General features: G+C 49.9%; 20 protein-coding genes. 18 read left to right on the forward strand and 2 right to left on the reverse strand.

Annotated features, from left to right (window positions below; translation table 11 throughout):
- Positions 1 to 93 precede the first annotated feature (93 nt).
- The 16 genes from M1L66_RS15140 (at position 94) to M1L66_RS15215 (ending at position 17008) form a co-directional block, all read left to right on the forward strand.
- Positions 94 to 1329: a response regulator transcription factor gene (locus tag M1L66_RS15140; protein ID WP_434693869.1), complete on the forward strand. Its 1236-nt coding sequence runs from the start codon at positions 94 to 96 to the stop codon at positions 1327 to 1329.
- A gap of 23 nt (positions 1330 to 1352) precedes the next feature.
- Positions 1353 to 3215 (forward strand): cache domain-containing sensor histidine kinase, encoded by a 1863-nt coding sequence (locus M1L66_RS15145; protein WP_434693871.1) that lies wholly within the window; start codon positions 1353 to 1355, stop codon positions 3213 to 3215.
- An 84-nt stretch (positions 3216 to 3299) separates the two neighbouring features.
- Complete coding sequence (locus M1L66_RS15150; RefSeq protein WP_434693873.1) at positions 3300 to 4730, forward strand: ABC transporter substrate-binding protein; 1431 nt, start codon at positions 3300 to 3302, stop codon at positions 4728 to 4730.
- A gap of 84 nt (positions 4731 to 4814) precedes the next feature.
- Entirely contained in the window at positions 4815 to 5735 is a 921-nt protein-coding gene (locus M1L66_RS15155) for a carbohydrate ABC transporter permease (protein WP_029466216.1), read from the forward strand.
- A gap of 12 nt (positions 5736 to 5747) precedes the next feature.
- Entirely contained in the window at positions 5748 to 6581 is an 834-nt protein-coding gene (locus M1L66_RS15160) for a carbohydrate ABC transporter permease (protein ID WP_002604406.1), read from the forward strand.
- A 5-nt stretch (positions 6582 to 6586) separates the two neighbouring features.
- On the forward strand, positions 6587 to 7483 hold the full coding sequence (locus M1L66_RS15165; protein ID WP_434693876.1) for an MFS transporter: 897 nt from the start codon (positions 6587 to 6589) through the stop codon (positions 7481 to 7483).
- Entirely contained in the window at positions 7483 to 7821 is a 339-nt protein-coding gene (locus M1L66_RS15170; RefSeq protein WP_434693878.1) for a hypothetical protein, read from the forward strand. The genes M1L66_RS15165 and M1L66_RS15170 overlap by 1 nt, the downstream gene beginning before the upstream one ends.
- A 29-nt stretch (positions 7822 to 7850) precedes the next feature.
- Positions 7851 to 8858, forward strand: a complete 1008-nt coding sequence (locus tag M1L66_RS15175) for a PHP domain-containing protein (protein WP_434693880.1) — start codon at positions 7851 to 7853, stop codon at positions 8856 to 8858.
- Positions 8859 to 8944: 86 nt separating this feature from the next.
- Positions 8945 to 10189, forward strand: coding sequence for a glycoside hydrolase family 88 protein (locus M1L66_RS15180; RefSeq protein WP_187024430.1), 1245 nt, complete (start codon positions 8945 to 8947; stop codon positions 10187 to 10189).
- On the forward strand, positions 10171 to 11601 hold the full coding sequence (locus M1L66_RS15185; protein ID WP_434693883.1) for an alpha-L-fucosidase: 1431 nt from the start codon (positions 10171 to 10173) through the stop codon (positions 11599 to 11601). Before M1L66_RS15180 ends, M1L66_RS15185 begins: the two co-directional genes overlap by 19 nt.
- Positions 11602 to 11698: 97 nt before the next feature.
- On the forward strand, positions 11699 to 12349 hold the full coding sequence (locus M1L66_RS15190) for a hypothetical protein (protein WP_434693885.1): 651 nt from the start codon (positions 11699 to 11701) through the stop codon (positions 12347 to 12349).
- A gap of 87 nt (positions 12350 to 12436) precedes the next feature.
- Entirely contained in the window at positions 12437 to 12811 is a 375-nt protein-coding gene (locus M1L66_RS15195; RefSeq protein WP_434693887.1) for a hypothetical protein, read from the forward strand.
- Between the two features lie 474 nt (positions 12812 to 13285).
- Positions 13286 to 14050, forward strand: coding sequence for a DUF2310 family Zn-ribbon-containing protein (locus M1L66_RS15200; RefSeq protein ID WP_434693890.1), 765 nt, complete (start codon positions 13286 to 13288; stop codon positions 14048 to 14050).
- Positions 14051 to 14475: 425 nt separating this feature from the next.
- On the forward strand, positions 14476 to 15699 hold the full coding sequence (locus M1L66_RS15205) for an MFS transporter (RefSeq protein ID WP_187024426.1): 1224 nt from the start codon (positions 14476 to 14478) through the stop codon (positions 15697 to 15699).
- A gap of 126 nt (positions 15700 to 15825) precedes the next feature.
- On the forward strand, positions 15826 to 16416 hold the full coding sequence (locus M1L66_RS15210; RefSeq protein WP_187024425.1) for a TetR/AcrR family transcriptional regulator: 591 nt from the start codon (positions 15826 to 15828) through the stop codon (positions 16414 to 16416).
- Position 16417: 1 nt separating this feature from the next.
- Positions 16418 to 17008, forward strand: a complete 591-nt coding sequence (locus M1L66_RS15215; RefSeq protein ID WP_434693894.1) for a GNAT family N-acetyltransferase — start codon at positions 16418 to 16420, stop codon at positions 17006 to 17008.
- 209 nt (positions 17009 to 17217) lie between these two features.
- Here the strand turns inward: M1L66_RS15215 and M1L66_RS15220 are convergent, their stop codons facing one another.
- Entirely contained in the window at positions 17218 to 17841 is a 624-nt protein-coding gene (locus M1L66_RS15220; protein WP_434693897.1) for a hypothetical protein, read from the reverse strand.
- 232 nt (positions 17842 to 18073) lie between these two features.
- Here M1L66_RS15220 and M1L66_RS15225 point away from each other — a divergent pair, with 232 nt between their 5' ends.
- On the forward strand, positions 18074 to 21508 hold the full coding sequence (locus tag M1L66_RS15225; protein WP_434693898.1) for a diguanylate cyclase domain-containing protein: 3435 nt from the start codon (positions 18074 to 18076) through the stop codon (positions 21506 to 21508).
- A 42-nt stretch (positions 21509 to 21550) separates the two neighbouring features.
- A complete protein-coding gene (locus M1L66_RS15230) occupies positions 21551 to 22747 on the forward strand; it encodes an MFS transporter (RefSeq protein ID WP_434693901.1) in 1197 nt (398 codons plus the stop codon).
- A 5-nt stretch (positions 22748 to 22752) separates the two neighbouring features.
- Here the strand turns inward: M1L66_RS15230 and M1L66_RS15235 are convergent, their stop codons facing one another.
- Positions 22753 to 23607, reverse strand: a complete 855-nt coding sequence (locus tag M1L66_RS15235; protein ID WP_187024420.1) for a helix-turn-helix transcriptional regulator — start codon at positions 23605 to 23607, stop codon at positions 22753 to 22755.
- Positions 23608 to 23672: the final 65 nt, after the last annotated feature.

The following is a 23672-nucleotide window of genomic DNA, read 5'->3' on the forward strand; positions in this document are numbered from 1 at the left end:
TGTCAGGAAGCAAAAGACGTTATACAATAAATGACAGAAGTATCCAGAAAATGGTAAAATGCAGCATGAAAATACGACAAGGAGGAAACAGCCATGTACCAGTTACTGATCGTAGACGATGAAGAAGATATCCGCCGCGGGATGGCACGGGGGATTCCGTGGAATGAATGGGGATTTGAAGTGGCGGGGCAGGCGGAGAACGGGGAAGAGGCTGTTCGCATTATTGGGGAAAAGCATCCGGACGTGGTGCTGTCCGATATTCGAATGCCAAAGATGGACGGGATCGAGCTGATGCAGTACCTCCATGAAAATAATCCGGAGATTAAGATCATCATTCTCAGCGGATACAACGATGTGGAGTATTTAAACATGGCTATCCGCAACCAGGTCACGGAGTATCTCTTAAAGCCCACGGATATCGATGAGTTTGAGACGCTGTTTCACCGGCTGAAGGAGAAACTGGACGAAGAGGGGGTCAGACGGCGGGAACTGGAGTCGCTGAAGGTTTCGGCCATGCAGAATAAAGAACTGTCCTATGCCAGAGTTCTCAGTAATCTCCTGGACGGGTATGTGGGCGGAGAGGAAGAGTACGGCTGGAAGGAGGAGATGGAAGACGCCGGTATGAATTTTGGCTGCTGTATGATGGCGGTGTTGGATGCCCAGCCTGTGGGAAATGGGGAGAGAGACGATCACTACCAGCTGAAGCAGCAGATTATCCGGTACTGCAACAGCCGGGAGATGGTCTGGGAGAAACATTTCTTCTTAAACCGGGACCGGAAGGTGGTAGGGATTATCACACTGAAGGACGGCAGCGACGGGGAACTGGCAGCCATAGGCCGCTGCATCAAAGAGATTCAGGTAGAGATCGGCGACATCTACGGCCTGGCCCTTTTGGCAGGACTTAGCGGCCTGTGCGGCAGCGAGGAAAAATTGCCTGAAATCTACGGGAACACGGTGAAGCACGTCTCTTCCATGGCGCCGGATCTGTCGGCAGGCCAGAAGAAGACCGGGCTGCTGGTGACCTCCATTCGTGAGTATCTGGACCGGGAGTACTGCTCCAATCTCGTCTCACTGGAGGCAACGGCGGAACATTTTCGGAAAAACCCGGCTTACATATCGAAGGTATTAAAAAAAGAAACCGGATTTAATTTCAGCGATTATATCACACAGAAGCGGATGGTTCACAGCAAGCGGCTGCTGCGGGACATGTCACTAAAAATCTACGAGATCGCAGAGATGACCGGATACGCCGATGCTTCTAACTTCATTAAAGTATTTAAGAAGCACTGCGGCATGAGTCCGAATGAATACCGGGGACTCCACAACTGATGGAAACGAAGGGGACAGACAGGATGAGAGATTTGTGGAAACGGCTCTGCAATTATATGGACCGCGGCTTAAGACAGCAGTTGTTTTTCTATCTGGTGGTAGGGGTTCTTCTGCCCTTTACGATGGTTGCGTCCGTACTGTTTTTAAAGACACGGACGGAAATGAAGAATCAGGCAATCGGAAATATCCGCCAGAGGGCCGACGCCATCGCCGCACAGGTAGACGAGCTGCTCTATAATGTGCAGCTGGTGTCGGATAAATTTGCCTATGACGCCGAGATCGAGGCTTTTCTGGACAGGGATTATGACAGAGCGACCATCGAAAAGCAGCGGGATATCTATGAAATGAACAACTACTTTCTGAAGACGGACCCGCTGGGTAAGAGCCAGCGGATCAGCGCCATTTACGGAAATAACAAGGAAGTATATAATTTCCTGGATCCCTATTTTCAGGGAGAGGATATCAAACGGATCATGATTGACATGGGCGCCGAGGACCGGACGATGCTGTCCATGTTTCAGTGGCAGCCCCTGAAGAGTAATTTCCTCAGCATGACGAAAAAAGGGGATGGGAGGACAGATCAGGTGATCACTTGTATGCGCCGGATTCTGCATCCGTTTACCGGGACGTGGCTCTATACCCAGTTTTTTGTGCTGGAGGAGAATCAGGTCTATCAGCTTTATAAGGCGTCGGCCGAGGAAATGAAGGGGACCGTCTACATCGTGGATGGCAGCGGCCGTCTGGTCTCTTCGTCGGATCAGAATGCTGTCGAGACGTGCCGGATGCCGGAGCGTATCATGGAACTTGCAGAAGCGGCGGCGGAGGGCAGCCATCAGATTAAGTATAACGATGAGCCATATATTACAGATTTGAGCCCGTTAAGCAACGCGGACTGGCAGATCTTTACCGTGGTTCCCTTAAGCGCGGCTACCGAGCCCGTCGACCGCCTGTTCAAGGAGATTATTGCGGCCATGGTGGTCTGTGTAACTGCATGTATCGCCATCATCAACTGGATCTCCAGGCGGTTTCTTCAGCCGGTGGAGGTGCTGGACGCTTCCATGAAGGAGGTATACGACGGCAATTTGGAGGCATACGTGGAACCGGAGGCGTACCAGGGGGAGATCAAGAGCATGATGATGTACTACAACGCCATGCTGGTGCAGATCAACCACTATATAAAAGAACAGGTGGAGAGCGAGAAGAAGAAAAAGGAACTGGAGCTGGAAGTGCTCATGGGACAGATCAATCCCCATTTCCTCTATAACACACTGGAAAATATCGTCTGGAAATCCAATGAGGTGGGACGCCCTGACATCGGGCGGATTGCGGCGGCGCTGGGGCGGCTGTACCGGCTGTCCATCGGAAACGGTGAGACGATCGTCCCCATCCGGCAGGAGGTGGAACACGTCATGGCCTATGTGAATATCCAGAAGAACCGCTATAAGGAGCGGATTGAATTCGACAGCACCGTCGATTACGATCAGCTGTATAACTATGCCATGATCAAGCTGACCCTGCAGCCGGTGGTGGAAAACTGTTTTATGTACGGCATGGAAGGGATCGACCGGGTGCTGAAGATCCGGCTCGATATCCGGGAGGAGGCGGAGGTGATCCGGTTCCGCGTGGCGGATAACGGCTGCGGCATGACGAGAAGTCAGTTAAAGGAGGTGCGCCGCCAGATTGAGACGGGGGCGGTCAGAAGCGAGACAGAGCCGGGGAAACGAAGACGAAAAGGGACCGGAATCGGCCTTTACAGTGTGAAGGAGCGAATCGCCATCTATACCGGATACCAGAACAGCGTGCGGCTTTTGAGCAGACAGGGAGCCGGAACGATCGTAATCATTACAGTTCCCAAAATATCGGCAAAGGACAAGAATAACCAATAAAGGTAAAATTCCAACTATGGATTCGGGTCGGGTTTCACGCTACAATTAGAGCATCAAATAAATTAGCTGGGAGGAATTACCACAATGAAAAAAAGTATAAAACGTGTTGTTTCCCTGTCGCTCTGCGCGGCAATGGCAGCAGGGTCGCTGGCCGGCTGCTCTTCAAAGAAGGCGGAACCGGCGGATACAACCACAACAGCGGCAGCAGAAACCACCACAAAAGCAGGAGGTGAGACGGCAGCAGAGGGCGAGACAACAGAGGGGGCGGCTGCTTCTGACAAGCCATTCGACGGCGTGACCCTAAAGTATGCGACCACACAGACAGCCAGTACTGGAGAAGAGAACCAGAAGTTAATCGAACTGGTTAAGGAAAAAACCGGTATTAATATTGAGTTCTTCGTGATTCCGAACGCGAAATCCGGTGAAGTGGATAAGACTCTGGTCAGCCTGATGGCTGGTGATGAGATTGATTTGATCTACAACACAAAGCCAGGCTTAAAGGCGTTCTACAACGCGGGCGTCTTAGAGCCGATGAACGCGCTTGCTGAGACGGCAGGCTACGATATCGCCGGAACCTTTGGCGATTACGTTCCGGAATTTGGCGGAGACGTATACGGTCTTCCTGCATTCTCTGATATCTGGATCACCTTATATAATAAGCAGATATTCGACGATGCAGGTGTTGACTACCCGACAGCAGATGGCTGGACATGGGAAAAATACATCGAGACAGCGAAGAAGCTGACAGACAGCTCCAAGGGAATATATGGATCCTTAATGCTGGACTATGACTGCTACAACTACATGTACGCGTTACAGAAGGGCTGGGAGCCATACAAGGCCGACGGCACAGCCAACTTCGACGATCCGTTATTTAAAGAGAGCCTGGAGTTCTATTACGGCTTAGGCAATACAGAGAAGATTCAGCCTTCTATTCTGGAATTCAAGGCTTCCAACACACCGTGGAATGCATTTGCAACCACCGGAAAGTACGGTATGTTCATGTGCGGCGGCTGGGTAACTTCCATCTTAAATCAGTTTGACAAGTACCCGAGAGACTGGAAAGTCGGTCTGCTTCCGATGCCTTATCCGGAGGGAACCGATCCGTCTACTCTGACTGTACCGGGATGCTACGCAGTACCTACTACCAGTAAGAACAAGGACGCGGCTTTCGCAGCGGCAGCCTGCATGGCTGAGAACCAGTACACGCTGGGCATGGGCCGTGTACCTGCAAGAATTGATTTGACAGACGAAGAGATCAATGAGTACGTTGAGAACTCTCTGGCGAAGCCATTTGAGTTTGATGGTCTCACTGTGGAAGACTTCAAGACCGCATGGTTTGACAGCAGCCGCAAGGCACTTTCTGAAAAAATCATTGGCGACGGCGACGCAGCCATATCTCAGGCAATTATTGAAGAGGGCCAGCTTTACGGCCAGGGTGCGGAAAGCATCGATGACGCAGTAACCAAGATTCAGGATAAGGCAAACAGAGCAATCGAAGAAGATAAGCAGTAATCTAGTCTGACCTGACGGGCAGTCCATTCGGGAAACCTTAGGGGCTGCCCTTTTTGTGCCAAAAGAAAGTAAAGAGGTGTGTTTATGAAAAGTAATGGCAATGCAAAAGTAAAAGTGAAAACCTCCATTGCTCAGAAAAAGGAGAATTTTACAGGGGCTCTTTTTATCGCTCCGTATCTGATCGGCTACGTTATTTTTCAGGGGCTGCCGTTTTTGATTGCAGTGGTCCTTGGTTTTACCAATGTCCGTTATATCAGCAAGCTGGAGGACGCGTCCTTTGTTGGTATCAACAACTTTATCCGCATGTTTACGGATGTGGATACCATGAAGGCCCTGGGACGCACCGGCCTTTACTCCCTGATGTATGTGCCGTTAATCATGGTATGCGGCTTTTTCATCGCGTATATGGTAAACAAGGGAATCCACTGCAAGAACCTGGTCCGTTCCATGTTCTTTCTTCCCTACGTATCCAACATGGTGGCAGTAGCCGTCGTATTCAAGCTGCTGCTTGGTCCCGACGGTCCGGTAGTGTACATCCTTTCGGCTCTCGGCAGCGAGAACCCGCCGTATCTGCTGTATGGCTTAAATACCGCGCTTCCGACGGTAGTGTGCATCGCCGTGTGGAAAGGCATCGGCCTTAACTTCATTACGTATCTGGCGGCGCTTCAGAACGTATCCGCGGATCTTCTGGAAGCCGCTCAGATCGACGGCGCCAGCAAATGGCAGAGAATTAAGAATATTGTGATCCCGATGATTTCCCCGACCACATTTTTCTTAATGATCAGTTCTGTGATCACATCCCTGCAGAACTTCACCACTATTCAGGCATTGACCGGAGGCGGTCCGGGACAGGCAACCACGGTTATGTCCATCAACATTATCAGAACCGCATTTACCAACTACCAGACAGGCTATGCCAGTGCACAGGCTCTTGTGATGTTTATCATCGTCTTAATCATCACTCTGATTCAGTGGCGCGGACAGCAAAAATGGGTCAACTATTAAGGAGGAAGAGCTATGCTTAAGAAAGATAAAAAGATGTCATGGGGCTGGACGATTGTTCTGATTGCCATCGGCCTTGTCTGCATCTACCCGTTTTTATTCATGGTGTCATCATCCTTCAAGATTTCAGGTGACGTGCTCACGAAGCCGCTTCAGCTGATTCCCGATCAGATCATTTTTTCCAACTATTCGGACTTGTTCGGTGACCCATACTACGATTTTGGACAGTGGTATATCAATACCATCGTGATGACGGTTACCACCATTGTCATCAAGGTTTTCGTGGTTTCCATCACGGCTTACGCATTTTCCAAGATTAATTTCAAGGGAAGGGACGGAATTTTTCTGGTTCTTCTGACTTCTTTGATGATTCCTAGTGACATTATGCTGATTCCGAGGTATGTTATATTTAAGCAGATTCACATCCTGGATACCATGTGGTCTCTGGTGCTGCCGGCTACCTTCGATATCTACTTTGTATTTATGATGCGTCAGGCATTTATCGGCATCCCGGAGGAGATCAGCGAGGCGGCCCGCATCGACGGATGCAGCCATTTCCAGATCTATTCAAGGATCATTCTGCCTCTGGCGAAGCCATCTATCGTGACGCTGATTCTGTTTACGTTCGTGTGGTCCTGGAACGATTATATGGGGCCTTACATCTTCATCTCCAGCCTGGAGAAGCAGATGCTGTCTGTTGGTATTAAGCTGTTTACGGAAGGCACGGTGACGGATCCTGCGCTTCAGATGTCCGCTGCGACGCTGGTCCTGATGCCTGTGCTGGTGCTGTTTTTATTCTCGCAGAAATACTTCGTGGAGGGAGTCAACTCCTCCGCGGTAAAAGGGTAGTGAGGATGGAAAAGCTTCTGTTCCGGCTGTGTTGGATTACATATTTTTCTACGTATATCGGCAGGCTGAATTATTCAGCCGGTCTGACGGAGATCATCACTTCGGAGGGATTTTCGAAAGGTCAGGCAGGGATGATCGGAACGGCGTTCTTTATCGCTTATGGAGCGGGGCAGTTTGTCAGCGGCTTTTTAGGCGACCGCCTGGCCCCGAAGAAAATGGTCTTCACGGGGCTGATGGTATCCGGTTTCTGCAATTTGGCAATGGCCGGTGTGAAAAGTCCGGAGCTGATGGCGGCGGTCTGGTGCGTAAATGGCCTGTTCCAGGCGTTTATCTGGTCGCCCATGATCCGGCTGATGTATGAGTATTATAAGACGGAAACGAGGATGAAGGCGTGTGTATCTTTAAACAGCTCCGTTCCCATCGGAACGATGGCGGCCTACGGCCTGACGGCGCTTGTAATATGGCTGTCCGGCTGGAGGGCCATGTTCGTTCTGGCGGGCGCGGTGCTGACCGTTACCTCGCTGTTCTGGATTACAGGCATGAAGCGGGTAGAGCGGTATGCGGCAGAATCCGGGAAAATGACGGGAATACCCTCTGGTGAGCCCGACCGTTCGGCAAAAGCTGCCGTAAACTGGAAGAGTCTTTTAATCCAGTCGGGATTTCTGTTTCTGATGATGGCCCTCTTTGTCCAGGGCGCGCTGAAGGACGGCGTGACCACCTGGGTGCCGACTTATATCAGCGAGACCTACGGACTGAGCGCCATTATGGCAATCACAAGCACCATGGTTATTCCTGTTTTTAACCTGTTGGGGTCTATATGGCCTCCTTTGCCAATCTTCACTGGTTTCGGAATGAGGTGCGGACAGCGGGAGCATTTTTCGTTGTCAGCGCGGCGGCAATAATGGTGCTGCGTCTGGTGTCGGGGCGGAGCATGGCGGTGTCATTTCTGATGCTGGCGCTGGCGACGACGGCGATGATGGCGGTCAACACCATGCTGATTGCGGTGCTCCCATCGTATTTTGGCGTGATCGGAAGAGCCTCTTCCGTATCAGGTCTTTTAAATTCCTCGGTCTACGCAGGCGGCGCCGTCTCCACTTACGGAATCGGAGCGCTGTCTGTGGCCCTGGGCTGGAACGCCACCATCGTAATCTGGTTTCTCATGGCGGCGGTTTCGGCGGCGATCTGTTTCCTGACAGTCCGGAAATGGATTGCTTACCGGAAAGAAGTTCTGCGAATTTAGAAATTTCACATCCTGGAAGGAGTAAAACAATGTCAAACAAAATTTATTTAATCCCGGAAACAGGTACCTTCTACAAAGCAAACCTTCACTGTCATACCATCCATTCCGATGGCCGCCTGACACCGGAGGAGGTTAAAAAAGCGTATATGGACGAGGGGTATTCCGTGGTAGCCTACACGGACCACCGCAGATATCAGTGGCACAGGGAGCTGATGGATGATAATTTCGTGGCGCTGGCCGCCTATGAGGTGGACATAAACGAGCACTTTAAAGTGCCTGGGGATTTCTCCAGGGTAAGGACGTATCATATCAACCTGTACGATTCGAAGCCGGAGGAGTTTCAGGAGGAAAAGAAAGAGAGCCCCCTTCCGGAGAGCCGTTACGGCGATTACCATTATATTAACGGATATATCGATCACATGAAGGAGTACGGCTTCTTCGCCTGCTACAACCACCCTTACTGGTCCCTGCAGAACTACGACGATTATAAGAATCTCCGCGGCTTCTGGGGCATGGAGATCTACAACTATGGATGTGAGCACGACGGACTGTACGGCTATAATCCGCAGAGCTATGACGAGATGCTGCGTCTGGGCAACCGGCTGTTCTGTGTTTCTACGGATGATAATCACAACAGCTTTCCCTTCGGAGATCCCCTCTGTGATTCCTTCGGTGGATTTACCATGATTAAGGCGGAAAAACTGACTTACGACAGCATTGTGGACGCTCTCTTAAATGGCAGTTTTTACAGCTCCATGGGGCCGGAGATAAAGGAACTGTATGTGGAAGACGGCGTTCTTCATGTGAAGACCAGTCCGGTGGAAAAGATATATGTGCTGATGGAAGGCCGCAACTGCTATAAGAAGGCGGCAAAACCGGGAGAGACCGTAACGGAAGCCTCCTTTGAGCTCGCGGGCAGCGAGACGTATATCCGGGTGACCTGCCAGGACGGAAGAGGACTTCATGCCGATTCCAACGCGTATGAGCTGAACGGAAAAGAACCGGTGCTTCGCAGGTATGACATGCGTGTACTGTAAAATGCTATCTGGGCTTCAGCCTTTCTTCTGACAGGCTAACGGTATTCTGTGGTTTGAAGCGTAATCGGAGTATAGGGAGAAAAAATATGGAAAATAAGCGATATGAAAGGACGAACCGGCTGGCGGAAGCGCCGGAGATGACGGCCCGGGAGGCAGATGACGCCTTTGCCGTCTGTGTGAAAACTGTAAAAAGGAACATGGCATACTTTGGCAGCACCGTTCCGGCGGCAGCCAGTGTGGATGGAATCTATCCGAAGACGGAGAGTGACGACTGGACCGACGGATTCTGGACCGGAGAGATGTGGCTCTCTTACGAGGAGACGGGGGATCCCGCTTTTAAGCGGGAAGCCCTGGCCTCGGTGGCAGACTTTGAACGGCGCATGAAGGAACGGGTGGTGGTGGACCACCATGATATGGGGTTCCTGTTCAGCCCGTCGTGTGTGGCGGCTTGGCGCCTCTTAAAGAGAGAAGGAGCCATGGGAGAGGAGCAGCACGAAAACGTGACGAATGACGCCGCCATAGAGCAGGCGAAACGGACGGCTCTGGCCGCGGCCGACAACCTGATGGGAAGATTTCAGGAGAAAGGCGGTTTTTTCCAGGCGTGGGGGACGGCAGGCGATCCAAAAGAATACCGGTTGATTATCGACTGTCTGCTCAATATGCCCCTTCTGTTCTGGGCATCAGAAGTAACCGGCAATCCCATTTACCGGGAGAAGGCGGAGTGCCATATCAGGACAGCCATGGCCCATGTGGTGAGAGACGATTACTCCACGTATCACACCTATTACTTTGATTCGGAGACGGGCGCTCCCGTGAAGGGAATCACCCAGCAGGGCAACCGCAACGGGTCCATCTGGGCCAGAGGCCAGGCGTGGGGAATCTATGGATCCGCCCTGAGCTACGGCTATTTCCACGACCCGGAGTATATGCGCCTCTTTGACGGCGTGACGGCCTGTTTTATGGAGAATCTGCCGTCTGATCTGATCCCTTACTGGGATTTTGATTTTAATGACGGAAGCCCGGAACCGAGGGATTCCTCCGCCGCGGCCATCGCCGCCTGCGGCCTCCTGGAAATGGCCCGCTATGTGGAGCAGGAAAAGGCAGGCCTGCTCATTTCCATGGCATCTAAGCTGATGAAGGCATTGACGGACCGCTGCCTTTTGAGAGATGGCGCGCCCGGAGCCGGAATTCTGCTTCACGGAACGTATGCGAAACGGTCGAAGGAGAATGGGGTCAATCAGTCGGGCGTGGATGAATTCAACTTGTGGGGGGACTACTTCTATATGGAAGCCCTTATGAGGATGAGAAAGGATTGGGAACGATATTGGTAATTGGTGATCAGGAAAAAAAGCTGGTCCGGGTGGTGCCTTCCGAGCGGCAGATGCGTCACCAGAAGCTGGAATTTTACGGTTTTCTCCATTTTACCGTAAATACTTTTACGGACAGGGAGTGGGGGGATGGCACAGAATCCCCCTCTGTTTTTTGTCCGGAGCATTTTGATGCGGAACAGTGGGCGGAGACTCTTGCGTCTTCCGGTATGAGAGGCGCGATTCTCACCTGCAAGCACCACGATGGCTTCTGTCTCTGGCCTAGCCGGTATACGGCTCATACGGTAGCCGCCAGCCCATTTCGGGGCGGAAACGGCGACGTGGTACGTGAGGTGTCAGAGGCCCTCCGAAAATACAATTTAAAGTTTGGCATCTATTTATCGCCCTGGGACCGTCACGAACCATGCTATGGAAAAGGAACGCAGTACGACGATTTCTTTGTGGGACAGCTGACGGAGCTGCTGACAGGATACGGCGATGTTTTCTGTGTCTGGTTTGACGGCGCCTGTGGCGAGGGGCCTGATGGTAACGTACAGAGCTACGACTGGGAGCGGTACTATGAGGTAATCAGACGTCTGCAGCCAGAAGCCTGTATCTCCGTCTGCGGCCCCGATATCCGCTGGTGCGGCAACGAAGCCGGAGACACCAGGGAGCAGGAGTGGAGCGTAGTGCCCAGACGGCTCCGGGATACAGAAAAAATCAGGGAAAACAGCCAGCAGAGTGATGAGACGGAGTTTCGGCAGAGAACCCTTTCGAGCAGAGACCAGGATCTTGGAAGCCGGGCAGTGCTGGAGGGAGAAAACGATCTGGTCTGGTATCCCACCGAGGTGAATTTCTCCATAAGACCGGGCTGGTTCTATCATGAGTCCGAGGACGATCAGGTGAGGAGCCGGGAGAATCTGGTATCCATCTACGACCGCTCTGTGGGCGGCAACAGCACGATGCTGCTGAATGTCCCGCCGACTAAAGAGGGGCTGATCCATGATCGCGATGCCGAGAGGCTGAGAGAACTGGGGGCGTATTTAAGACGGCGCGAGGCCCATAATCTGGTGGAGGAAGCGGAGATGACTGCCACCGGGTCTGAGCCAGGTCACGACGCGGCAAATCTCCAGTCAGATGAAGAGGGCAGTTATAAGACTCCCGATGGTATCCGAAGCTGTGAGATCCGTCTGACCTGGGAGGAGCCGGTTAAAGTATCCATGGTAGTGATCAGGGAGGACATCCGGTTCAGCCAGAGAATTGAAAAATACCGGATAACCAGCGTCTGCGGCGAAGAGCGTCAGGTGCTCTGCGAGGGGAAGACGGTTGGCTGCCGGAAGAACGCGGTGTTTGAGTCTGTGACAACGAATGAAATTCGGGTGGAGATTCTGGAGAGCCGGGTCGCTCCGGTGATTCGGTTTTTGGGGGTGTATTGAGAGGCGAACATTGTATACGACAGATACCTGGCTTTGATTTTTTGTAATAATATGGTACAATAAGTTTAGATGATCAAAATCGGAGAGGAGATTTACTATGCGGCCTGCATTTTCAAATGCTTTGTATTATCCATCGATTGATATAAGAGATACAAACTGGTTAAAAACTGCTATTCTTTTCTGGGACTCTATATCTACCATTGTTCCGGAGGATCTTGATCAACCCTATGTGCAGCCGGATACCCAATATCTGGCAGATATTGGATTTTTAAAACCTCTTTATGTGAATTCTGATGACAGGTCTGTTGTTGGCATAGAAAATGACATAATAAAATTATTGAATAGGCCTAAATTCAAAGAAACCTTTTTTACAGCAAATACTAAAAAGTATGGCGGAAAATTGGTCAGTGAAAGATCTTATGGGGTTAGGGAATCCCTTGAAAATTTACCCAATAGCGGCATTTACAGCAAAAAGATGTCTTGGAAAATACAGGATGAAATACGATATCTTAGTAAAAATTTGGAGAAAAATGAAATTTATTATTTAGATAGTGAATTAGCATATATCTACATGATAGTATTGGCCAATAAATTGTGTGAAGATCACTCGTTGGGTATGGTTACAGATCATGAATCGTGCTTTAAAGCAGGTAATACAGTTAAATACGGCCATCGAACGGGGATGAGGCCTGAAGATCGTTTTCGTAGCAGGCGCCCAAAAGATCATCAACTGGAACAAGGCTTATGACTAAATCTCATTATAAGCAGTATTTCAATTTCACCAAATACGAACCTTAAAGATTTAGTCAGTTTTAGAAATCATCACAAAGATGAATTGGGGAGATTTCGAACACAACTTGCGGCGTTTACACAGAATTTCGTTGAAGAAAAGCCAATTGAGATAATGCAGCAAGAGGTAAAGGACTTATATATTAATGAATTCTTACCAGCATTAAATAGTTTCAAAGCGGCTCTGACGAGTTCAAAAATCAAATGGATTACCGATAATCTTCTCAAAGTATCATTATTTAATGCAAGTGCGACGGGAGTACCTATGGCACTGTTAGGATTGCCTCTGAAAAACTCTATTTTTGCCGGAGTGGGAGTATCTATGATAGCTTCGATTGTTTCCTGTAATGTAGATAAAAAAACTCTTTTGCAGGAAAATCCGTACTCATATTTACTTTCTATAGAACGTGAGTTGAGATGATCACTGCAGTAAAGGGGAATCTTATGAGTGTACTTATTGCAGTAAATTCATAATCAAAACTTAAGCAGGCAATGAAGTTGGGCCGGGAATCTATAACCGATTTCTGTTCATTCTTCCTTGCCTGTTTGCAGATTCTCTGTGAACCAAGTGAAATTGTCTGGCAGTGCCGCCTCTGATCATGCAGTAGAGTAACTTGCACAAAAGATTATCTTGTCATAGCGGACAGAAACGCAGATCCATTTTGTATTGACCTTTCTTTAGAAAAATCCCCTGTCTACTTCGTACTTCATGGAACGGGAGGCTGGGATGACCGGGAACCCGTCTATGATATCAGAACGTGGAACGAGGACCATACGGCGTATGGAAAAGGCGTGACGGTGACGGCCGGTGAGATGGTGGTTCTGAAGGAACTTCTGCAGAGCAGAAACGTGTTTTGATCATGAGAAAATTGGAATATAAGAGGGAGGTATCCCAATGTATACATATGAATACCGCTTTTATCCCCGGTCATTCGAACCGGAGAAACTCGATGTGTTTATTGATAATATGCAGTGGTTTATATCCTGTCTGTATAAGAATGGCCAGATTTTGTCTGAATTTCAAAATACAGTCAAATGCGCAGAATATTTTGCCTGCAGAATCGTAGCGCCGGAACGGGATTCTCTGAGTGAAAAGTATGGAAACCGGTATACCCGGGAGTTTTTTGAGGATGTATGCAAAGACTCTGCAAAGCCGCCGGAGCTGCTCTATATCGGAGAAAATTATGATGTGGAGGACAGCTGTACGTGTGAAGTTCCCAGCCATTATATCCTGTTTTCGGAGTGCCTGTGGGTTGCATCTCCGATTATCTGCGGTGATTGTAAATGCCCGGTACCGCTCTACAAGTTTCCGAAAACCTATGACGGCACGGAGTATTTCGACCTGTTAGGATGGCAAAAAGCTTACCGGGCCTGTGACCGGCAATTTTATGAAGGAATCGGAGAGCGGCATGGCTATAAAATGATGCACGACCCGAACAGCCTTTTATCGAAGGAAGCGCTTCAATACTGCAGTATCATGGAAGAAAAGACGGGAAAGCCATTTTATTATTTTCTGTTTACTTATTACAAAAAGAATAAACCGGTCTGCCCAAAGTGCGGGGAACCGTGGGTTAATCAGAATCATGTGATATCCCGTAAGATACGGTATGATTTTGTCTGCCATCAATGCAGACTCGTAGCCGATGATCCTAACTCCTGAAGAAAATAACGGGTGATGACCGGAGAACGAGGGGGATCTGGCGTTGAGAAATGGGGGAACGGAGATGGAAATGTTTTATTCCAAAGGTATGCTGGGCGGATGCCAGGAAGTATACATGGATCGGAACGGGATTACAAAATTAATCGTTTGCGGCGAATAAGAATTGCTTTACAGGCAGCAGCCTTTATGGTACACTTAAAGAAATCAGGAAGGGTGGTGAATATCATGACGAATAAGAGATTATTGATAAATCAAAAAGTCATGCTGTTTACGATCGGGAGTTTTCTGTAGCCTTTCTCTTATAGTCGATCAGTGGGTGCTTTTGATTTGTCAAAAGCACTTTTTTTAATGCTAAAAACATGGCGCTGAATGATGGGTTTCACTGTTATTCAGAATACACAGAAAGGCTGCAGGAAAGAGGGAAAATGAAAGTAACTGGAAGAATACTGCCGAAATTTCCAAAGGCAGTCTGTGTAATTATTTTGTGTGCATTTTTTAAAGCGGTGGCATACTGGGCGCTGACGCCCTATTTGCCCATGTATCTGGGAAACCGTCTCGGAATCAGCGTAGAGAACAGCGGATATCTGATCGGACTGGGCAGTTTATCGGGGACGATTATGAGCATTTTTTGCGGATTTCTCATAGACCGCTGTGATAAGAAAAAGATTTTTTCGCTGTCACTCTCTGTGATGGCAGTCAGTTACTTAATCTTTCCGGGAATGTCAAATGGATTCCTTATTCTTGGAGTATTAATAGTGATTAACATTGCGTCCTCATCCCTGGCTATTGTTACCAATGCCTGGTTTTCCATAATGCTGTCAGAGGAGGAAAGTACGAAAGCATTTTCCATTAAATACATTCTGGAGAACATCGGCGCTATGGTGGGGCCTGTACTGGGTACGGTACTGGTGAAGCTTGATCTTCGCTTTCCGTTTTATGTGGCATCTGCAAGCCTGGTTTTGATAACGCTCATTTTCTTTGTCTATTCAAAGGCGCTGGTGAGCAGTCCGGTCAATGGGAAAATTGATGTGGGCAAAACGGAAGATTTGGGAATCAGGCAGACCATGAGGCTGCTGGTACAGGATAAGCGGCTGCTTTATTTTACAGTTGGCGGCGTGCTGTCCATGATGATATACGGAGCGCTGGTTACATTTATGTCATTGTTCTTTTCTTCCGTATTGCCCTATGATGAGGCGTATCGAAGAGTGGCCTATATTTCGGCGCTGAATGCCGCAATTGTGATGGGACTGCAGTACTTTGTGAGCGCAGTTATCAGGAAGAAAACAATCATGAGATGGGTGCGGTTCGCTGTCGGGTCCATGATGGCAGGCCTGATAATTTTAATCTTTCGGTCGGACATGCTGTGGCTTACTGCGGCGATTGTGTTGCTGTCCTTTGGCGAAGTGGCCATTGTGCCGGCGGAGTACTTATTTATTATAAAGATTACTCCAAAAGAGCAGAGAGGGGTATACCTCGGCGCACAGAATATGATCGTTCTGGGACTATCCATATCACCGGTCCTGTGCGGATATTTGCTGAAAGAGGCGACTGCCTCCATGATGTTCGCCGTCCTGTGCGTCATATTGGTGTTCAGCCTGGCGTTTTACCAGATGGGATACTCTGTAAGTGAAAAATCAGAGACGATTTAAACGTATGCGAAAGCTATGAATGTAAAAACGGTGATTTTCCTTGACATTCGGTATGACTTCTATTAAACTTATTAAGTAAATACTCAATGAATAGAAGCTTAATGAATGAACTGGAGGATCCTGTTTATGAATACGCGTGACCAGAAAAAAGAGAAACGGCGCGAAGAAATTTTACTTGCAGGCCTGGATCTGTTTGTAAAAAAGGGGTATGCGGCGACGAAGACCAGCGATATCGCAAAGGCGGTAAATATGAGCGACGGCCTTTTGTTTCATTATTTTGCGACGAAAGAGAGACTGTACGAGGAGCTTATCCGCATCGGGACAGAATCCTCCCAGGCGTGGATGGAGACCGATGAGCGATCGCCGCTGAACTTTTTTACGAATGTGACAAATCAGATCCTGGATATGATTCGCATGAATCCGCAGGGGGCGAAATTCTTTGTATTGATTGCACAGGCGCTGAGAAGCAGCACGACGCCGGAACGGATCACGCAGATTCTGGCGTCCCAGGAGACCCGTTATGCTAAAACCGTGGAACTGATCCGGAAGGGGCAGGAGGCGGGAGATATCCGCAGAGGGAATCCTGAGGCGCTGGCCTGCACGTTCTGGTGCAGTATCCAGGGAATCGCGGAACAGCTTGCTGTATATCCGCAGACTCCATTTCCGCAGGCGGAATGGATCGTCAGCATATTAAAAGGGACGGAGGGGACCGCGTAGTATGGAAAATGCAGAGATAAGGTGCTTAAACCAGCTGGAGGCAAGACATGTTCAGCAGACAGCCGCGCTGTTAGTGGACAGTTTTTTCTCTATGTTTAAGGGAATAACGAAGGAACGGGAGCTTCTGCAGAGACTTTTTACACCCTGTATGCAGCTGGATTTGATTTACGTGCTCTTAAAGGAGGACCGGGTAGCCGGCCTGATCGCAGTCTCTGATTCCAGGAGAAGGGCCATCGTGATGAATGAGGAGACGTGTGTCTCTGTATTCGGTCCGGTAAAAGGGAAGATACTTGCGTGGCAGCTGGGCAAAATGCTTAGCATACCCGCTGTGAAAGGGGAACGAAGCGGATACGTTGATTTTATAGCGACATCACCGGAATACAGGAGGAAAGGAGTGGGAGGGCAGCTTTTAACGTTTGCCGAGGCCGGTTTGGATTTTGATGAGCTGTATCTCGACGTGCTGATGGATAATCTGCCGGCTGTCTCACTCTATGAGAAGATGGGGTACAGAACAGAGACCATGAAGAGGAGTATCTTAATGCGCCTGGCTGGTATAAAGGCGATGTACATTATGAAAAAGAAATTGAGATAATGGATAAGACCGGCAGTCGCAGGCAGAGTGCCTGCAAGAGATGAAGGGGACTGGAAAAGGAACAAATATTTACTGTTGAACAGCGGAACACTGACTCCGCAGGACCCTTGAGCTTCAGAGTCCGAAATACGGATAAGTATGCGGAAGAAAAGGTACGTCTGGCAGACTATCATGAGTCTGCTGGCCGTACCTTTTCTTATGAGCTCTGTTTAACTCTGTTTCTCCGTGGGGCATCCGATTAAAAATCCCACACATCCCGATACGAAATCCCTGAACTGCGCTGTTGTGGCTGCCACCGAAGAGGAAGACAGCAGGTCGGAGTTAAGGGCGTTGACATTGCGCAGAAGGATCAGGGTAATCAGGCAGAATAATCCTATGAATGTGGCAATCAGGATTTGCAGCCTGCCGGTCAGAAATTTTGCCGGGAGGGATTCTGAATCGTCATTTTCCGCGTCTCCGGTTCCGAACTGTTCCTTTTCCGGTTCAAAACCGGGGCCTGCATCCTCTGTGGAATCGTAGGAAGGGACACTCTGTGAAGAAAAGTGTTCGTCTCCATTATCCGGGGGGGCTTGCCTGATTTTGGTCTGCCTGGATTTCCCCTCGGCCTGCAGGATAAAGTTGGCGCTTAAGATATAGCCGAATATGGCGGCGGAGGATGTCCGCACAATCACATCGATATGCTCAATTTCCGAACCGGTTCCGTTGTGGGAAAACAGGCTGTATGCGGACTGGGTCAGCAGTACAAGGAAAAATACAAGAAGGCATTTATCGACCAGAGGAATTCTGTTGAGTGCCGCACAGAGGCATTTTCTGCAAAAAAGTAGTTTTTTCATGGTGTCTCCTCCTCTGTATAAATTATGCGGGGAAGCTGTGTGAGGTTACAGGCTGTCCGAAGACGGATGGGAGACATATGAAGGAGATTGCGCGGCGGTTGTAATCTATCTGACTTATTCGATTGAGTTTTTCCCTGATCTGCTTTATAATTTAAGAATAATCAGAACAAGCGAACAGTCAGAACGTGATACAATCTTGTATTTATGATAAAGTACAGAAAGAGGTGGAGTTATGATACAACCGGGCGAGGCTGGCAAAACGGTCCGTTCTTTTTTTGATGCGTATCTGATCCGGCGGAATGTGAAGGACACGCTGGATTGTGTGACAGATACCGTGCATTGGGTGGGAACTGGAAAGTCTGAACTGTCAAAGGGACGGGACCAGACGGAACAGGCGCTGCATACGGAATTTGCCCAGGCGCCGGAACCGATGAAAATAGAGTATGACAGTTTCGAAGAGACGGTTGTTTCCGACCAGTGTGCCGTCGTGCTTCTCACGGCTGATGTATATCCGCCGGGGAGTGAAGAACCCGGTTTTTGGTTTCGGGTGAGCGCCGCCTGTGTCAAGGGAGAGGATGGGGGATGCAGAATCGCATCGATTCACGCATCGACACCCGAAAGACAGCAGGAAGAAGGCGAGTATCTTCCGAAATCCACGCTGGACCGGTATGAACTGGAGCGGGAGCGGCAGGCGAACCAGTATGACCATCTTTTTCAGTCCATGCTTTGCGGCATTGTGCAGTACCGTTTGACCGGTATGGGCGTTGAATTTAAAAATGCCAACCGGGAGGCGATCCGTATATTCGGCTATGAACCGGAGGAGTTCTGGCAAAAAAAGGATTGGGATCTGCCGATGCTGATTATGGAGGAAGACCGGGAGACTGTATTAAAAGAGATCGATACGCTGCATGAGACCGGTGATAAGTCCGATTTTGAATACCGACTGCTTCAGAAGGATGGAATCCCATGCTGGATCATCGGCAGCGCGGAAGTCCTTCTGGACAGCGACGGAGAGCAGATTATCCAGAGCGTATTTATCGATATCAACGCCCGGAAGAGGGCGGAACTGAATGAACTGCGTCTGACCAGACAGGTAGAGGCGAGCAATGAAATCATACATCTGGCTCTTGAGCATACCACCACCTGTGAATTTTATTACTATCCGCAGACCTGTGAGTGTCAGGTTCCGGAGCGGACTTACGAGGCATATCACTGCCGGAGCCGGTATGAAAATATGCCGCACAGTTTTGCAGAGGAACAGGTGGATGAAGCGTATTATCCAGCCTTCTATGCGATGTACGATCAGATTCACCGCGGAGAACGGACGGCTACCTGCGAATTCCGCGGGAAGGACAACCGTTACTGGAGCCGCCAGACCATGTCTGTGATACTCAGCGATGAAGAAGGAAATCCGCAGTTTGTCATAGGGATTGTGGAAGACATTACCCGTGAGAAGGAGATGGAGACGGCGCTGAAAGAAGCCAGATCCCGCGACAGCCTGACCGGACTGTACAATAAGGAGAGCGGGATCCGTCTGATTCAGGAGTACCTGGCCTCAGGAAGAGAGCCGGGGGAGCATGGCGTCATGATGCTTCTGGATATGGACGATTTTGAGGATATTAATCAGAAAGAGGGCAATATCTTCGCGGATGCGGTTCTGCAGGAGGTGGCGGATGTTCTGCGGCAGGTGACGGAAAAGGAGAGCATTAAAGCCCGCCTGGGCGGAGATGAGTTTATGCTTTTTCTGAAAGACTGCAACAAACAGGAAGCCGGGATCATCGGTCCGCGCATCGCTGCCATGATACAGAATATCATCCTCAACACGGAAAAGGATATCCGGATTGCAGCCAGCATCGGTATGTGCAGTACCGAAGTGACGGACGAATATAACGCGCTGTACTGCTGTGCCGAGAGTACATTGAAATACGTCAAGGATCACGGCAGGGGTAACGCCGCCTGTTATCTGGATACCTCCAGGGAGGTGGGCGTGCTGCTTACACAGATGTATCCGGATGAGTTCCAGGTAAATACGGTTGACCGGGAGATTCTGCATCCGGAGAAGGATCTCGTTTCCTTTGCACTGGAACTGCTGGGGCGGTCGAAGAATATCAACGACGCCGTGTTTCTGCTGCTATCTCGTATCGGAAAGAACTACCATTTCGACCGGGTATCGATTATTGAGGCGGATAAAGCCTTTTTGTCCTACCATTTTTCCTACCAGTGGGCGCGTCACCATTCGGATCTGCAGCTTGGACAGGATTTCTATGCCTCGGAGGAGGATTTTGAAATCTGCGCCAACATGTATGATGAGGATGGCCTGGCCGATCACAATGTGAGAGACGGAATCTCCCATATCGCCTCCTGTCTTCATGCCGCGATCTGGAACTATGGGGAGTACGTGGGATCCATGAGCTTTGAAGTCGATCAGGAAAACTATCAGTGGACCCGGGAACAGAGGAAGCTTTTAAAAGAGCTGGTGAAAATTATTCCCTCTTTTATCATGAAATCCAAAGCCGACGCCGTGAGCCAGGCAAAAACAGATTTCCTGTCCCGTATGTCCCACGAAATCCGTACTCCGATGAATGCCATCAGCGGTATGACGATTATCGCCAAGAGTGTGCTGGATGACCGTGAGAAAGCGCTGGACTGTTTAGAGAAGATCGAGTCGGCCAACACCTATCTGCTGGGGCTGATTAATGATATTCTCGACATGTCGCGGATCGAGAGCGGTAAGATGGAGCTAAGCTATGAATCCATAGATTTGGAACAGCAGCTCTCCAATCTGGAGTCCTTATTCCGCGCCCAGGCCGAGGAGAAGCATCTGGAGCTGACCTTTGAAAATGACTACAGGAAAAAACGGCCGCTCCGGGCAGACAGCCTGCGGCTTAACCAGATTCTGGTCAATATTATTGGAAATGCCGTAAAATTTACGGAGCTTGGCAGCGTTGCGGTCCGGGTTAAAGTACTGGAGGAAGAGCCGAGAGCGTTGATTCGTTTTTCTGTCACGGATACGGGAATCGGCATCGAACCGGCTGCCATGAGAAGAATCTTCAATGCCTTTGAGCAGGCGGACGCGCTTACCGCTTCCCGCCACGGAGGAACGGGACTGGGACTGTCCATATCCAGCCGCCTGGTGCAGATGATGGGCGGTACCCTGGAAGTACGCAGCGAACCGGGAACGGGATCGGAGTTCTTCTTTACCCTGAGCCTGGAATATGCCTGCGAAGATGCGGAGGAGATCCATGTGCAGGAACAGAACGTGGACATTCCTGATTTCCAGGGAAGTCGTGTTCTTCTGGCCGAGGATAATGAACTGAACCAGGAGATAGCGCAGACGATTCTGGAGATGAACGGCTTCGCCGTGGTCTGTGCGGCCGATGGTCAGGAAGCGTTGGATATCTACTGCGGGAAAGAGCCCGGCTGGTTTGATGTGATTCTGATGGATATCCGCATGCCGGTCATGGACGGACTGGAGTCAGCCAGACGTATCCGAACCTCTGGGCGTCCGGATGCCCGCAGAATTCCCATTATCGCCCTGACGGCCAACGCATTCGACGAGGATACGAGAAAGTCGCTGGCCAGCGGCATGAACAGCCATCTCTCAAAGCCGATCCAGGTGGATCAGATGCTGGAGACTCTGGGAAAATGCATGGGATTGAAGAAATAGGGCGCGGCGGAAATACTGCCGGTTACTCAGGAGGAGAAGATTATGTATTCGTTTTTGCTTGTTATCATCTATATGGCTTTTATCAGTCTGGGACTGCCGGACTCACTGGTGGGTTCTGCCTGGCCTGTGATGCATACGGAGCTGAATGTTCCGGTTTCCTATGCAGGTATGATTACCATGGTGATTGCGGCTGGCACCGTTGTTTCCAGCCTTCTTTCCGACCGTCTCACGAAGAAGTTTGGTGCTGGTCTGGTGACCGCCGTCAGCGTATTCATGACGGCAGCCGCATTATTCGGATTTTCCGTATCCGATTCCTTTGTCCTGTTGTGCCTGTGGGCCATCCCTTATGGCCTTGGCGCGGGAGCGGTCGATGCAGCGCTTAATAACTACGTGGCTCTGCACTATGCTTCCCGCCACATGAGCTGGCTTCACTGCTTCTGGGGACTCGGCGCCGCTGCCAGTCCCTATATCATGCGATATTGCCTGACCGGCGGCTATGGCTGGCACAGCGGGTACCGCACGGTTTCCATCATACAGTTTGTTCTGACGGCCGGACTTTTCATCAGCCTGCCGCTCTGGAAACAGGTGAATGGGGGAAAGAAAAGCCATACACAGGAAGACGGCACAGAGAATGGCCCTGTAAAGGCTCTCGGCCTCCTTCAGACCATGAAAATCAAGGGCGTTCCGCTGGTGATGGCGGCATTCTTTTCTTACTGCGCTTTGGAGCAGACGACGATGCTCTGGGCGAGCAGCTACATGGTGCAGTATCGGGGAATCGACGTGAATCTGGCTGCAGGATATTCCGCCCTGTTCTTTTTCGGTATTACATTTGGACGTTTTTTAGGCGGTTTTGTAGCCGACTGGCTGGGAGACCGCGGGCTGATCCGTATCGGTATCGCGATGATCGTGGCGGGACTGATTCTTGTTGCGGCTCCGGTAAAAACCAATATGCTGGTTCTTGCCGGTCTGGTTGTAGTCGGTTTCGGCTGTGCTCCTGTATATCCAGCGATTATCCATGCAACACCCTATAATTTCGGAAGGGAAAATTCCCAGTCCATTATAGGCGTACAGATGGCCAGCGCCTATATCGGAACGACATTTATGCCGCCCCTGTTCGGATTTATGGCCTCCAGCATCAATATCAGCAGTTTTCCGTATTACATACTCATCCTGACGGTCCTTCTGTTTGTTATGTCGGAGAAGTTAAACCAGACAGTGGACAGGAGAAGAAACCGGTAACAGAATTACAGAGGAGCCTTTAAATACTGCCCCGGAGATTTTCCCTTATATTTTTTAAACGCCCGGGTGAAATAACTGACATCGTTAAAGCCGCAGAGCATGGCGATATCCGTGATCTGGCTGTCTGTGCCCGCCAGCAGGCAGCAGGCCCTCTCAATCCGGTAGTAATTGACGTAATCGATGGGCGTCCGCCCGGTCATTTCGGAGAAGAAATGGCAGAAGTATTTCGGTGACATCCCGGCCGTGCGGGCCAGTTCGTTTAAGGTGATCTTCTCGGTATAATGGGCATCGATGTAGTTCAGTACATTCTTTAGAAGATAGAGATTCCTGTGGCTGGATAAGTCCGATTTGTCAGAGACGGTATACCGCTTATCCAGGCAGAGCAGTCCCATAAGTTGGCAGAGCAGTCCCAGGCACTGCAGCTTTCCTCCTTCCTCCGAATTCTGCATGAGCGCAAAGAGGCGCTTAAGCAGACTGTGAATCGCGGTATCTTCCCCAGCCGGGAAATATTCCTCCAGGATCAAATCCTGTCTGTCCAGCCGCTTTAAAAAATCAGAGTCAAAGGTCTGGCTGAAAAGAAGGCCGACAGGAAATACAAGGCATTCGTAGACGCAGTCATAGGGCGTTCCGCCGTGAAGCCCGCCGCTGTTGACAAGCAGAATGTCGCCGGCGGCCGCAGTCCGTGTGGTTTCATTGATCGTCACGTGGAACGTGCCACTTATGATATGAATCAGCTCCAGTTCCTCGTGCCAGTGGTAGGGCATGGCATACTGCGGATGACTTTCCGTGACATGGTAATAGCCTGCCGGAAAATCTGCAGTTCCATGATGTTTCATTTCTTTATATTTTATATAATGCATATCTAAAATCACCAACTTCAAACATGAATTTTATTCTATATAATTTCCAATTATACGGTACAGGT

It is taken from the genome of Hungatella sp. SB206 (assembly GCF_051132295.1).
GTDB lineage: Bacteria > Bacillota > Clostridia > Lachnospirales > Lachnospiraceae > Hungatella > Hungatella effluvii.

Bases quoted from the DNA above. Each gene is read 5' to 3' on its own strand.
- M1L66_RS15140 (WP_434693869.1), top strand. From the start codon at position 94: ATGTACCAGTTACTGATCGTAGACGATGAAGAAGATATCCGCCGCGGG.
- M1L66_RS15145 (WP_434693871.1), top strand. From the start codon at position 1,353: ATGAGAGATTTGTGGAAACGGCTCTGCAATTATATGGACCGCGGCTTA.
- M1L66_RS15150 (WP_434693873.1), top strand. From the start codon at position 3,300: ATGAAAAAAAGTATAAAACGTGTTGTTTCCCTGTCGCTCTGCGCGGCA.
- M1L66_RS15155 (WP_029466216.1), top strand. From the start codon at position 4,815: ATGAAAAGTAATGGCAATGCAAAAGTAAAAGTGAAAACCTCCATTGCT.
- M1L66_RS15160 (WP_002604406.1), top strand. From the start codon at position 5,748: ATGCTTAAGAAAGATAAAAAGATGTCATGGGGCTGGACGATTGTTCTG.
- M1L66_RS15165 (WP_434693876.1), top strand. From the start codon at position 6,587: ATGGAAAAGCTTCTGTTCCGGCTGTGTTGGATTACATATTTTTCTACG.
- M1L66_RS15170 (WP_434693878.1), top strand. From the start codon at position 7,483: ATGGTGCTGCGTCTGGTGTCGGGGCGGAGCATGGCGGTGTCATTTCTG.
- M1L66_RS15175 (WP_434693880.1), top strand. From the start codon at position 7,851: ATGTCAAACAAAATTTATTTAATCCCGGAAACAGGTACCTTCTACAAA.
- M1L66_RS15180 (WP_187024430.1), top strand. From the start codon at position 8,945: ATGGAAAATAAGCGATATGAAAGGACGAACCGGCTGGCGGAAGCGCCG.
- M1L66_RS15190 (WP_434693885.1), top strand. From the start codon at position 11,699: ATGCGGCCTGCATTTTCAAATGCTTTGTATTATCCATCGATTGATATA.
- M1L66_RS15200 (WP_434693890.1), top strand. From the start codon at position 13,286: ATGTATACATATGAATACCGCTTTTATCCCCGGTCATTCGAACCGGAG.
- M1L66_RS15205 (WP_187024426.1), top strand. From the start codon at position 14,476: ATGAAAGTAACTGGAAGAATACTGCCGAAATTTCCAAAGGCAGTCTGT.
- M1L66_RS15210 (WP_187024425.1), top strand. From the start codon at position 15,826: ATGAATACGCGTGACCAGAAAAAAGAGAAACGGCGCGAAGAAATTTTA.
- M1L66_RS15215 (WP_434693894.1), top strand. From the start codon at position 16,418: ATGGAAAATGCAGAGATAAGGTGCTTAAACCAGCTGGAGGCAAGACAT.
- M1L66_RS15220 (WP_434693897.1), bottom strand. From the start codon at position 17,841: ATGAAAAAACTACTTTTTTGCAGAAAATGCCTCTGTGCGGCACTCAAC.
- M1L66_RS15225 (WP_434693898.1), top strand. From the start codon at position 18,074: ATGATACAACCGGGCGAGGCTGGCAAAACGGTCCGTTCTTTTTTTGAT.
- M1L66_RS15230 (WP_434693901.1), top strand. From the start codon at position 21,551: ATGTATTCGTTTTTGCTTGTTATCATCTATATGGCTTTTATCAGTCTG.
- M1L66_RS15235 (WP_187024420.1), bottom strand. From the start codon at position 23,607: ATGCATTATATAAAATATAAAGAAATGAAACATCATGGAACTGCAGAT.